This window comes from Enterovibrio norvegicus (assembly GCF_002876705.1).
In the GTDB taxonomy this organism is placed as follows: Bacteria; Pseudomonadota; Gammaproteobacteria; order Enterobacterales; family Vibrionaceae; genus Enterovibrio; species Enterovibrio norvegicus_B.
In genome coordinates, this window is sequence record NZ_MDAG01000057.1 from 536248 (window position 1) to 548406 (window position 12159).

A 12159-nucleotide genomic window follows, 5' to 3' on the forward strand; every position below is an offset into this window, starting at 1 on the left:
TCTGCGGCATTTTTTATTTATTACATACAGTTGAAAAGTTTCAGGATTAAACCCACATGAACTCGTCAGCTGCTGCTGGCATTGTTGTGTCGCCACAACCACAGCTTGAACCATGGTCAGTACCGTGGCCCATATCAGTACCATGTCCAGTATCTGTGCCATGACCCATGTCGGTACCATGACCGCCGCCATGCCCTGTACCGTGGTCAGTTAACCAACCCATACCCATGTCTGCGTGTGAAAGGCCATCCACTGTGTTTCCAAATACGTGGTTGTTTGCTGTTTCCCATGCTTCCATCGCTGGATCAACAACGTGGTCAGTCAGTTTGTCGAACACAAAGCTTTGAGCATCATCTAAAAGTAGCGGAGCTTGAGAGATTTCATTGTGACCAATGATGCCAGTAAGCAGTTCACTAGACGCCTCAGAAATCATATCAATTGGAATCTGTAGCAATTCAATGTCGTGCTCTAGGTGCATCGCGATATGCTCTTCTGCAGTTTCAACGATCTCGCCAACGCCTTCCTTGATGATGTCTGGAATGCACTCACCATGACCTTCGATTGCCGCATCAACGACTTCGCCCGTTGTTGAAACAACCGTACCAACAGCTTGACCCACTTGAGCAACGTTCATCATAAAGTGGTGCGTTACAATTTCAGCGGCGTCAGTGACACCGTCAACGACCGTTGCTACAGCAGCGGTAATACCATTAATTATCGGTATGTCTGCCGTTGCCTCTGCGATTTTATCACCCACGTCGCTCAAGAATTCATCCACAGCGCTAACGGCGGTGCTGACTGCATTTGCTACGGTTGTTACGGCCGTAGAGATTGCATCGCCTACTGCACTGATTGCGTCGCCAATTCCTTTAAAGATATCTGTAAACCATCCCATGATGTTTCTTCCTTTTATACTGTGAAGTTTTCTTCACGTTCCATAATGGTTTCGTCCTGAATGAACGAGACCGTTTTAATGCAATCCGTCAAAATGCGTTTATCTCACTGGCGTGAAATATGTAGACGTCTTGCAAACTCCTTTGATTGAGCGATTAACCTGTCCGTCGTTTCGCTCGTGGCTTTGCTGCATAAAGCCCGTACTGCGTATATAACCCGCATGGTTTAGCTGTTTATAAAAATTTAGAGATTGCTAAATCACTGAGTTATATATCTATCTCGTGCTTTGTTGACTGAATGCCGAAACCTAATGTCACGCAAACTGTGCATCGAGGTGGCAAAATTAGACGTTGGTGCAATTCACGGAGGCTTTGTGTGTGAATTTGGTGTGAAGTTAGAGGCGTGAGATGAAAAGTGATCGGATCGCTAAGACTGTTAGCGCGACAAAGTATGGGTTGGATTAACCCTATATAAAGAAGGGGAGAGAGGTATAGAGGTACGGCATACGTATAACGTGTAGCGATCAATGTGATGGATGTTGCGTTCTCCATTAATGGGGGTACAATCCTTGTCTTCGCTTAGGTGCTCACATTTTGATTTGTAACAAAATCCGCACCATCGAGAGCGTACTTTTCAAGTGCAGCGGCGATGCCTTTTCCCGTGCACAGAATTCATGAACAAGTGCTACTGCGTATGTAGCACCACTGTAATAGGACATAAAAATGCCTGTAATTACTCTTCCTGACGGTAGTCAACGTTCTTTTGACAACCCTGTTTCTACTCTTGATGTCGCGCTAGATATCGGCCCTGGTCTTGCGAAAGCATGTATCGCTGGTCGTGTTGATGGTCAACGTGTTGATGCGTGCGATCTGATCGAACAAGATGCAAACTTGGCAATCATCACTGCGAAAGACGAAGACGGTCTTGAAATCATTCGCCACTCATGTGCTCACCTGCTCGGTCACGCGATCAAGCAACTGTTCCCTGACGTGAAAATGGCGATCGGTCCAACCATCGACAGCGGTTTCTACTACGACGTTGATCTTGACCGTTCTATTACGCAAGAAGACTTGGATGCGATTGAAAAGCGCATGAAGGAACTTGCTAAGACCAAATACCAGGTCATTAAGAAGAACGTAAGCTGGCAAGAAGCACGTGATGCGTTTGAATCACGTGGCGAATCTTACAAAATTGAAATCCTTGACGAGAACGTGTCTCGCGATGACCGTCCAGGCTTGTACCACCACGAAGAATACATCGACATGTGTCGTGGTCCGCACGTACCAAACATGAGCTTCTGCCAAAACTTCAAAATCTTGAACGTGGCAGGTGCATACTGGCGTGGTAACAGCGACAACAAGATGCTTCAACGCATCTACGGCACAGCGTTCTACGACAAGAAAGAGCTGAAAGCTCACCTTGTTCGCCTAGAAGAAGCAGCAAAACGTGACCACCGTAAACTGGGTAAGCAACTTGATCTGTACCATATGCAGCAAGAAGCACCGGGTATGGTGTTCTGGCACCACAATGGTTGGACTGTATTCCGTGAATTGGAAGTGTTCATCCGTGAAAAACTGACTGAATACGAATATCAGGAAGTAAAAGGCCCGTTGATCATGGACCGCGTTCTTTGGGAGCGCTCTGGTCACTGGGACAAATACGCAGATTACATGTTCACGACCCAATCAGAGAGCCGTGAATATGCACTGAAACCAATGAACTGTCCTGGTCACGTTCAGATTTTCAACCAAGGTTTGAAATCTTACCGTGATCTGCCGCTACGCATGGCGGAGTTTGGCAGCTGTCACCGTAACGAACCATCAGGTGCATTGCACGGTCTGATGCGTGTTCGTGGCTTTACCCAAGATGATGCACACATCTTCTGTACCCCTGAACAGGTTCAGCAAGAAGTGACGTCATGCATCTCTATGGTATATGACACATACAAAACATTTGGTTTTGATGAAATCGTTGTAAAACTGTCTACACGCCCTGAACAGCGTGTTGGTTCAGACGAAATGTGGGATCGTGCAGAGACCGCATTGGCCGAGGCGCTTGACGCTATGGGCATTAAATTTGAGATTCTGGACGGGGAAGGTGCCTTCTACGGACCTAAGATTGAATTTACCCTACATGATTGTTTGGATCGTGCTTGGCAGTGTGGTACTGTGCAGCTCGATTTCGCTCTGCCTGAGCGTTTGGGCGCAACGTACGTTGGCGAAGACAACGAACGTCATACCCCTGTAATGATTCACCGTGCAATCCTCGGCTCTCTGGAACGTTTCATCGGTATTTTGATCGAAGAGTACGCAGGTCATTTCCCGAGTTGGTTAGCGCCTCAACAGGCTGTGGTTATGAATATCACAGACAATCAGGCCGATTATGTTCAGGAAGTAGCGAAAAAACTGCAAAAAGCAGGATTTAGAGCGTCTGCGGACTTGAGAAACGAGAAGATTGGCTTTAAAATCCGAGAACATACTTTGAAGCGCGTACCTTACATGCTTGTTTGTGGTGACCAGGAAATGGAAGCCGGCGAAATCGCAGTACGTACTCGTAAAGGTAAAGATTTGGGTAAATTCAAGATTGAAGATTTTGTTTCTCTGCTTGAGAACGAAGTTCGCACCCGAATGCTCAATATTTTGGAGGAATAAGGTATTAAAGGCGCAAGAAAAGCCCCAGTTAAACAAAATGCTCATCGCTTGAATGATGAAATTCGTGATATCAACGAAGTTCGTCTAACAGGCCTTGATGGTGAAGCAATCGGCGTTGTTACTCTCCAAGAAGCGCTTAAAATCGCTGAAGGTGAGGGAGTCGATCTGGTTGAAATCAGCCCTAATGCCGAGCCGCCGGTCTGTCGTGTGATGGACTACGGTAAGTTCATATTCGAAAAGAGCAAGGCTGCGAAAGAGCAGAAGAAAAAACAGAAGGTTATTCAGGTTAAGGAAATTAAATTCCGTCCTGGTACCGATATTGGCGACTATCAGGTAAAACTACGCAACCTGGTTCGCTTTATTGAAGAGGGTAACAAGGTCAAGGTCACTATCCGTTTCCGTGGTCGCGAAATGGCGCACCAAGAAATCGGTGTTGACGTTTTGAATCGTTTGAAGGAAGACACTGCTGAAATTTGTTTGGTAGAAAGCTTCCCGACTCGAATCGAAGGTCGTCAAATGATCATGGTTCTTGCCCCTAAAAAGAAGTAATTTCGGCATACAAGTAATGTAAGAGGCTATGCCTTAGGGCATAGCCTCTTTATTCGCCGGGTTACATAGTTATTAACATGCATACAATGCGGAGTTATTCATCATGCCTAAGATGAAATCAAACAAAGGTGCAGCTAAGCGTTTCAAGAAAACTGCTGGCGGCTTTAAGTTCAAGCACGCAACTAAACGTCACATCCTGACTAAGCGTACTACTAAGAACAAACGTCAACTGCGTCCAAACGCGATTTTGCCTAAGTGCGAAGTAGCAGCAGTTGTTCGTATGCTTCCATACGCATAATTATTCTTAGTATTATTAACAAATTAGTTTAGGAGAGAGTCCATGGCTCGCGTAAAACGTGGTGTACAAGCTCGTGCTCGTCACAAGAAAGTTCTAAAACAAGCTAAAGGTTACTACGGTGCACGTTCACGTGTTTACCGCGTAGCTTTCCAAGCAGTTACCAAAGCTGGTCAATACGCTTACCGTGACCGTCGTCAGAAGAAACGTCAATTCCGTCAACTGTGGATTGCACGTATCAACGCTGCGGCTCGTCAAAATGGTATGTCTTACAGCCGTTTCATTAACGGTCTTAAGAAAGCGTCTATCGAAATCGATCGTAAGATCCTTGCCGATATCGCTGTATTCGACAAATCAGCATTTGCTGTGCTTGTTGAGAAAGCAAAAGCTGCTCTGTAATTTTACAGATTAGATTTCGCGTGAAAGGGGAGCTTCGGCTCCCCTTTTTCTTTGCCTAAAATCCGAGGAGGCTAATCACTCAGTTCGTGGTGTACACGCCGTGATTTCTTGCCAAGGTGAATTATCGTAAAGGGCAGGGATCTGCTGTGTCGTCCACCAACTTGCTAGGTATTTCTTTCCGTTATACGTGACGGTGTCACCCGATTTGTACGTCTCGTACACACTCCATTCTTCATTAGGGCATAGTGTTAACGCATCTGGTGCTTTCATCCAATCAATCAACTGCTTATGGTTTACGAATCGAACTGATGATTTTGATAGTGCGTAATCAGCAAAGCGCTCTAATACCCGTCGTCTATTCTCAACCGTTGTTCCTGGCATGCCAAAGTGCTCTTGACCATTCACATAGCCATAGAACCCAGAATGAAGCCCCAAAACCAAAGGCGCTTTGTTTCCGCGTAGTCTTAGGTCAAGGTTGTACTTATAAATCGCCACAACATCATCTTCATTTAAACCTGCAGCGCCCCAAGCGGGTTCCGAATACAGATTCCAATCAAAGTTGTCACCTTTTCCTGAAACAGCATCAAACCAAGGAACACGCGAAGCAATCTTGTCTCTCAATGAGTACGTTAAGCCGTACTTCTCTACTTCTGAGTCAGGCGGAACAATCAGCGTGTGTAGCGGCACTTCCCATAGTGATGCTTGCTCAGACACAGGGGGCTTCCACCCACCGTTAACGGCGAGGTTATGTTCTTTGCTGCCATCATGAAGCGTATGCGGCCAGTAATTATTTGTCCCGTCATGTTCTGGCGTGATGCCCGCTGGGAAGCTGACATCATAGGTGATCGCGTTATCAGCAATTGCCGCGAGTGTGTTTTCGTTATAGGTCAAAAACGGTGCTCGGAAACCACTTACTGTCTCCACGCCAATGCCGCCTTCACTTTCTGCTGCAAGCAACAGCGTATTACAACGTGCGACTTCCTTTTGCCACTCTTCGGCGGTCATCCAGCTTTCGAGCGGATTCCAGTTCACTTTGTCATCAGGGTGCGTTTCAGTGTGATTGCCAATGTCGTGACCCGCCTTATTCGCTTTTCGCCACAGCTGCAGAACGTCTTCATTTGTTCTCGCAGGGCTGCAGTGCATGAAAAAGCTTGCGCTAAGCGGTGCGTTGGCGAAAGCGTCTGCACCTTGCGGGTTTTTACGGCTATTTAAAAATGCCAACGCCCATGTCATACCATCGACATCAAGGTTGTCATCGAAACCTAAGCTGACAAACATCGGTGTGATGTTCACGGGAATTGGGGAATGCTGCGAGGCGTCTAATGTGATGGTTCCTGAAAAACTCGGTGACGCTACGAATAACATAGAAGACGACAAAATAGCGGTTATCCCAACTGACTGTGTGAAGCGGCTTCCTTTGTGCCGCGATATCTTATTCATTTTTATTGCCTTATAGATAAGCATGTAAATAGGTGCTCGAACTGCGCACCAAGATCAAATTAGGTCTGAGAGGCGAATAAAGGGGAGTCTTTCCGCGTTTGGTGGCGACTTTTTAGAGGCAATATGAAGTTTCATGTACTTGTTACACGTTTGGGCGAAAATCCTTTGTTCTCGATCTCTCTACACCTTGAGTGTGTAAGCACTAAACCGTCTTCATGCTTGCTGAATGAGGGGTAAAAACGTCAATTCTTCATATCTCGACTCCTCTTCGTTAAAAATTGAAGACGAATTAGCCATGACTCTTACTTTAACGCACTTTCAGTTTGGCTTTGTCACGCGGTTTATTTACTATGTAGCGTTACGTCTATACCAATTCTCAGAACAAAATTTAGTCGCTTGCTGGAAAGGCATTAAATCCAAATTTTGTTACGAGAATTGGTATTTTACTCACCGTAGGACACTGCCCAATTGGGTAGATGAGGAAACGATGCAACAACTAGAAGACATTCTGTCCAACGCAACGGCAGCCATTGAAGCGGCTGACTCTGTTGTGGCTCTGGATGAGGTACGCGTAAAGTACCTGGGTAAGAAGGGCGAGCTGACTTTGCAACTTCAGGCGCTAGGTAAATTACCCCCTGAAGAACGCCGCGAAGCGGGTGCAAGCATCAACAAAGCGAAGCAAGCGGTTCAAGCTGCGATTTCAGAGCGTAAGAATGCGCTTGAAAGTGCTGAGCTAGAAGCGAAGCTGGCTGCTGAAACCATCGATGTAACCTTGCCAGGTCGTCGTATTGAAAACGGTGGTATTCACCCAGTAACGCGCACCATTGAGCGTATTGAAAGCTTCTTTGGTGAATTGGGTTTCGATGTCAAAACCGGTCCAGAAATCGAAGATGCATTCCATAACTTCGATGCACTGAACATCGCAGAAGATCACCCAGCTCGTACTGACCATGATACGTTCTTCTTCAACCCAGACTTGATGCTACGCACGCATACTTCTGGTGTTCAGATCCGTACCATGGAAGAAAACCAGCCGCCATTGCGTTTCATCGCACCTGGCCGTGTTTACCGTAACGATTACGACCAAACTCACACCCCAATGTTCCACCAAGTGGAAGGTATGTTGGTTGATGAGAACGTAAACTTTGCACAGCTGAAAGGCATCCTTCACGACTTCCTATGTAACTTCTTTGAAGAAGACTTGGAAGTACGTTTCCGTCCTTCTTACTTCCCGTTCACTGAACCTTCTGCGGAAGTGGATGTACGTCGTAAAGACGGTAAGTGGTTGGAAATTTTGGGTTGCGGTATGGTTCACCCGAACGTGCTTCGCGCCGTGAACATCGACCCAGAGAAATACTCAGGTTTTGCCTTCGGTATGGGTGTAGAGCGTCTAACCATGCTGCGTTATGGCGTGAATGACCTGCGTGCGTTCTTCGAGAACGATTTGCGTTTCCTGAAACAATTCAAGTAAGCATTGGGGTAATTGATAAATGAAATTCAGTGAATCCTGGCTTCGCGAGTGGGTTAAACCTGCTGTAAATAGCGAAGAACTGGCACACCAAATCACCATGGCTGGTCTAGAAGTAGACGACGTAGAAGCTGTCGCTGGTGAATTTACCGGCGTTGTTGTTGGTGAAGTTGTTGAGTGTGGTCAACACCCTGATGCAGACAAATTACGTGTAACCAAAGTGAATGTAGGTGGCGAAGAGCTGCTAGACATCGTTTGTGGTGCATCTAACTGTCGCCTTGGTTTGAAAGTTGCAGTAGCAACAGTAGGTGCTGTGCTGCCTGGCGATTTCAAAATCAAGAAAGCGAAACTTCGCGGTCAACCTTCACACGGTATGCTTTGCTCATTCACTGAGCTAGGTATTGATGTTGAGTCTGACGGCATCATGGAATTGCCTGCAGATGCGGTTATCGGTACTGATTTCCGTGAGTTCCTTGCACTGAACGACGTCACCATTGATGTAGACCTAACAGCAAACCGTGCTGACTGTCTAAGCATCAAAGGTCTGGCGCGTGAAGTTGGTGTATTGAACCGCGCAGAAGTGACTGATCCAGCATTCGACAAAGTTGCGCCGTCAATTGACGACAAAATTGCTGTTGCTATCGAAGCACCACAAGCGTGTCCGCGCTACCTAGGTCGCGTTGTTCGCAACGTAAACGTGAAAGCAGCAACGCCACTTTGGATGCAAGAGAAATTGCGTCGTAGCGGTGTGCGTTCTATCGACCCAATCGTTGATATCACAAACTACGTGATGCTAGAGCAAGGCCAACCAATGCACGCATTTGATCTTGCGAAGATCGAAGGCGGTATTGTTGCGCGTATGGCGAAGCAAGGCGAGAAACTGGTTCTTCTGGACGGTAACGAAGCTGAGCTTAACGACAACACCCTAGTTATTGCTGACCACAGCAAAGCACTGGCGATTGCCGGCATCTTTGGCGGTGAGTTCTCAGGTGTAAGTGGCGAAACGACGGATGTATTGCTTGAAGCTGCATTCTTTGCACCAGATGCAATCCGTGGTCGTGCACGTAGCTACGGTCTGCACACTGATTCTTCTCACCGTTTTGAGCGTGGCGTAGATTCAAATCTTCAGTTCCATGCAATGGAACGTGCAACACAACTGTTGATTGACATCTGTGGTGGTGAAGCAGGGGAGATCGTGGGTCAAGAGTCTGAAGAGAATCTGCCGAAAGCGAAAACCATTTCTCTGCGTCGTACTAAGCTTGATAACTTGCTAGGTCACAGCATTTCTAACGACGACGTTGTTGAAATCTTGACTCGCCTGGGCTGTGACGTTGAAACCACAGATGCAGGTTGGACAGCGAAAGCACCTTCATGGCGTTTTGATATGGCCATTGAAGAAGATTTGGTTGAAGAAGTTGGCCGTATCTTCGGTTACGACAACATTCCAAACCAAGCGCCAGCAGCACACCTAACAATGAACCTACACAAAGAAGCGAACCAGCCTCTGAAACGTGTACGTGATTTGTTGGTTGACCGTGGTTACCACGAAGCGATCACCTACAGCTTTGTAGAGCCTGCGCAACAAGCGTTGATCGTTCCAAACGTTGAGCCATTGATTCTGCCGCACCCAATTTCTGCGGACATGTCAGCCATGCGCTTGAGCTTGTGGACTGGCCTGCTAAACACTGTTGCTTACAACCAAAAACGTCAGCAACCACGTGTTCGTTTGTTCGAAGCGGGTCTTCGCTTTATTCCTGAAGCGTCTGCTGAGAATGGCATGCGTCAAGAGATGATGTTAGCGGGTGTGATTGCAGGCCCTCGCTCAGAAGAGCATTGGGACATCGCAACTAACGGCGTTGACTTCTTCGACATGAAAGGCGATTTGGAAGCGGTTCTAGAGCTTACTGCTAACGAGCTGGCATACAGCTTTAAAGCTGCTAAGCACCCAGCACTGCACCCTGGCCAAAGCGCAGCTATCGAAGTTGACGGCAAAATCGTTGGTCACATCGGTACTGTTCACCCTGAACTAGAGCGTAAGTTTGGTCTTAATGGCCGTACTGTCGTATTCGAAATCGAGTGGGCTGCGATTAACCAACGTGTTACCCCTGAAGCGGTTGTCATTTCGAAGTTCCCTGCGAACCGTCGTGATATCGCAGTGATTGTGGGCGACGACGTTGAGTCTGAAGCAGTGGTTCGCGCGTGTTTGGATACAGACAATGCGCTGATTAAAGCCTCTAAGCTTTTTGACCTCTATAAAGGCAAGGGTGTTGAAGACGGTAAGAAGAGTTTAGCCATTGCGCTGACACTTCAATCTGACGAACGCACACTTGAAGAAAGCGATATTTCTGAGTCAGTTGCGGCGGTAGTTGCACACCTTGGCGAAAAATTTGGCGCGAATCTTCGCGACTAATGTGAAAAATATCAATAAAAAAGCAGCCTAATGGCTGCTTTTTTTATGTCTAAAAGTTCTAACACCTATCACTCTGATAAATCAATGTTTTATCAGCTGTGCAACAAATGACCTTACGCAAACGATAAAAGTCTAGTAAAAACAGATGATAATGAGAGATACGCAAAAACCGTGTATCACTTTTTATGCATGTCTTAAGAATGAAAAACTCATAAACAGAGCACTGTTCTAAATAATGATATGGAAAAAAGTTGGCGCAAATCAGCCAGTTGGCATACACTGTTGATAAGTTGCTGCAGAGGAACTGACTGCTCGAATGAACAGGAAATGAATATTTCGATGCAGTGAAAAAATATCGTGGTGTAGATACGACGTATCACATTTGTGTTTAACATTTCTTGAGGGAATGACCTATGGCGCTCACCAAGGCCGATTTGGCTGAGAACCTGTTTGAAAACGTCGGAATGAGCAAGCGGGACGCCAAGGAGACTGTTGAAGCCTTTTTTGAAGAAGTTCGAAAAGCGCTTGAAGCTGGCGAACAAGTAAAGCTGTCGGGATTCGGTAACTTCGATCTTCGAGACAAGAATGAACGTCCTGGCCGCAACCCAAAAACGGGTGAAGATATCCCAATTACTGCTCGACGTGTGGTGACGTTCCGTCCGGGACAGAAACTGAAAGCACGCGTTGAAGATGCCAAGCTGGAAAAATAACAGTCCAGTGTGACGTTAGAAGAAACCGTAGCCTAATCGCTGCGGTTTTTTATTGCCTGTGACATACCTCATTTTCCTCAAATACAGAGATTAGCCCCTGTCTTCCGGTTCAATTTCAAACGCCTATCTCCCAATTCAATCGTCAATATCAGTGAAATCATTGTTGTCACATTGTTAGATTTGTATATTGTCTAAAAGATACGATCAACCACCGCAATGAATACGAGAAGGTGGGTATATATTAGGGACAATACAATGATTAATAGTTATCTCTCCGGCGGTTTTCTTCAACATACGCTATATCCTCCTACGAATTTTATGCCTCAAGCATTTACCTTAGAAAATGGGGTAGAGGTGAAGCATCATGATGTTGGTGTTGTTGAAATTTCACCGCCGACCGCTACCAAAGACATTGTTATCTCTTCGGGTATTCATGGTGACGAAACTGCGCCAATTGAATTGGTTGATGATTTAGTGAAAGAGATTGTAGAAGGGCATTTTGTGCCGACTGAGCGCACGCTATTTATGATTGCACACCCCAAAGCAATTCATGCATACACGCGATTTATCGAAGAAAACCTAAATCGACTTTTTGCTGGTGAGAACGATCACCGAAACGAAGAGTGCGTGCTGGCAAATAGGTTACAGTGTCACGTTAAAGATTTCTTTTCGCTCTCGGTAGACAGTGAAGCGGAACATTCCAGAGAACGGTGGCACTTTGATTTGCACAGCGCCATTCGCGATTCTAAACATTACATGTTTGCCGTTATCCCAGCGTCAAGCCACGCCACGGACATCCGCCCGATGTCGTCGTTTTTACAGTTCTCTGCAATGGATGCCATGCTGCTGAGCCGAACACCGTCTTCAACCTTTAGTTGGTGGACAGGGGAAACGTTTGGTGCATTGGCAGCAACGTTCGAGATGGGACGTGTCGCGCCATTGTACAAAAATGACATGACAGAGTTTGAGCCGTTAAAAGCGGGTATCAAAGCACTGCTCAGCAACCAGACGCTCGATGAATCAGCAAGTAATCAAACGTTTGATATCTACAAAGTCAGTAGAACCATCACCAAAACTGACGATGCTTTTACACTGGCGTTTAGCAACGAGGCGGCCAACTTTACCTTCTTTAAGGAAGGCGAGGCGTTAGCGGAAGAAAATGGAAAGGAATACGTGTCTGAAGCAGGCGGAGAAGCCGTTGTGTTTCCCAATGCCAAGGTTGCTGTTGGGCAACGTGCATGCTTGCTTGTGAAGCCCTTTACTCCAGACCTATCACTGCCTCTTTACGTGAATGTAGAGCGCGATCCCGGGCCGATTGCGGCGAGTTAGCGCTTTTCATTTAT

General features: G+C 46.5%; 10 protein-coding genes. 8 read left to right on the forward strand and 2 right to left on the reverse strand.

The features are described from left to right. Positions 1-46: 46 nt before the first annotated feature. Positions 47-895 (reverse strand): hypothetical protein, encoded by an 849-nt coding sequence (locus BCT27_RS21755; RefSeq protein ID WP_102392243.1) that lies wholly within the window; start codon positions 893-895, stop codon positions 47-49. A gap of 721 nt (positions 896-1616) precedes the next feature. On the opposite strand from BCT27_RS21755, the gene thrS reads away from it, so the two are divergent. The 4 genes from thrS to rplT all read left to right on the forward strand — a co-directional run bounded on the left by thrS (position 1617) and on the right by rplT (position 4788). Then, a complete protein-coding gene (gene thrS / locus BCT27_RS21760; protein ID WP_017013690.1) occupies positions 1617-3545 on the forward strand; it encodes a threonine--tRNA ligase in 1929 nt (642 codons plus the stop codon). Between the two features lie 3 nt (positions 3546-3548). After that, positions 3549-4094, forward strand: a complete 546-nt coding sequence (gene infC / locus BCT27_RS21765) for a translation initiation factor IF-3 (RefSeq protein WP_074925450.1) — start codon at positions 3549-3551, stop codon at positions 4092-4094. Between the two features lie 103 nt (positions 4095-4197). Then, positions 4198-4392, forward strand: coding sequence for a 50S ribosomal protein L35 (gene rpmI / locus BCT27_RS21770; protein WP_017010327.1), 195 nt, complete (start codon positions 4198-4200; stop codon positions 4390-4392). 42 nt (positions 4393-4434) lie between these two features. Beyond that, positions 4435-4788, forward strand: coding sequence for a 50S ribosomal protein L20 (rplT, locus tag BCT27_RS21775; protein ID WP_017010328.1), 354 nt, complete (start codon positions 4435-4437; stop codon positions 4786-4788). 75 nt (positions 4789-4863) lie between these two features. On the opposite strand, the gene BCT27_RS21780 is transcribed toward rplT, so the two are convergent. Then, positions 4864-6228, reverse strand: coding sequence for a polysaccharide deacetylase family protein (locus tag BCT27_RS21780; RefSeq protein ID WP_102396747.1), 1365 nt, complete (start codon positions 6226-6228; stop codon positions 4864-4866). A 487-nt stretch (positions 6229-6715) separates the two neighbouring features. On the opposite strand from BCT27_RS21780, the gene pheS reads away from it, so the two are divergent. The 4 genes from pheS (at position 6716) to BCT27_RS21800 (ending at position 12145) form a co-directional block, all read left to right on the forward strand. Then, positions 6716-7699 (forward strand): phenylalanine--tRNA ligase subunit alpha, encoded by a 984-nt coding sequence (gene pheS / locus BCT27_RS21785; RefSeq protein ID WP_017008555.1) that lies wholly within the window; start codon positions 6716-6718, stop codon positions 7697-7699. A gap of 19 nt (positions 7700-7718) precedes the next feature. After that, on the forward strand, positions 7719-10106 hold the full coding sequence (gene pheT, locus BCT27_RS21790) for a phenylalanine--tRNA ligase subunit beta (protein ID WP_102396748.1): 2388 nt from the start codon (positions 7719-7721) through the stop codon (positions 10104-10106). Positions 10107-10519: 413 nt separating this feature from the next. Beyond that, positions 10520-10816 carry an integration host factor subunit alpha gene (gene ihfA / locus BCT27_RS21795; protein WP_017008553.1) on the forward strand — a complete coding sequence of 99 codons (297 nt, stop codon included), beginning with the start codon at positions 10520-10522 and terminating at the stop codon, positions 10814-10816. A gap of 318 nt (positions 10817-11134) precedes the next feature. Continuing rightward, positions 11135-12145, forward strand: coding sequence for a succinylglutamate desuccinylase (locus BCT27_RS21800; protein ID WP_422386144.1), 1011 nt, complete (start codon positions 11135-11137; stop codon positions 12143-12145). The last annotated feature ends 14 nt before the right edge of the window (positions 12146-12159 follow it).

Bases quoted from the DNA above. Each gene is read 5' to 3' on its own strand.
- BCT27_RS21755 (WP_102392243.1), bottom strand. From the start codon at position 895: ATGGGATGGTTTACAGATATCTTTAAAGGAATTGGCGACGCAATCAGT.
- thrS (WP_017013690.1), top strand. From the start codon at position 1,617: ATGCCTGTAATTACTCTTCCTGACGGTAGTCAACGTTCTTTTGACAAC.
- rpmI (WP_017010327.1), top strand. From the start codon at position 4,198: ATGCCTAAGATGAAATCAAACAAAGGTGCAGCTAAGCGTTTCAAGAAA.
- rplT (WP_017010328.1), top strand. From the start codon at position 4,435: ATGGCTCGCGTAAAACGTGGTGTACAAGCTCGTGCTCGTCACAAGAAA.
- BCT27_RS21780 (WP_102396747.1), bottom strand. From the start codon at position 6,228: ATGAATAAGATATCGCGGCACAAAGGAAGCCGCTTCACACAGTCAGTT.
- pheS (WP_017008555.1), top strand. From the start codon at position 6,716: ATGCAACAACTAGAAGACATTCTGTCCAACGCAACGGCAGCCATTGAA.
- pheT (WP_102396748.1), top strand. From the start codon at position 7,719: ATGAAATTCAGTGAATCCTGGCTTCGCGAGTGGGTTAAACCTGCTGTA.
- ihfA (WP_017008553.1), top strand. From the start codon at position 10,520: ATGGCGCTCACCAAGGCCGATTTGGCTGAGAACCTGTTTGAAAACGTC.
- BCT27_RS21800 (WP_422386144.1), top strand. From the start codon at position 11,135: ATGCCTCAAGCATTTACCTTAGAAAATGGGGTAGAGGTGAAGCATCAT.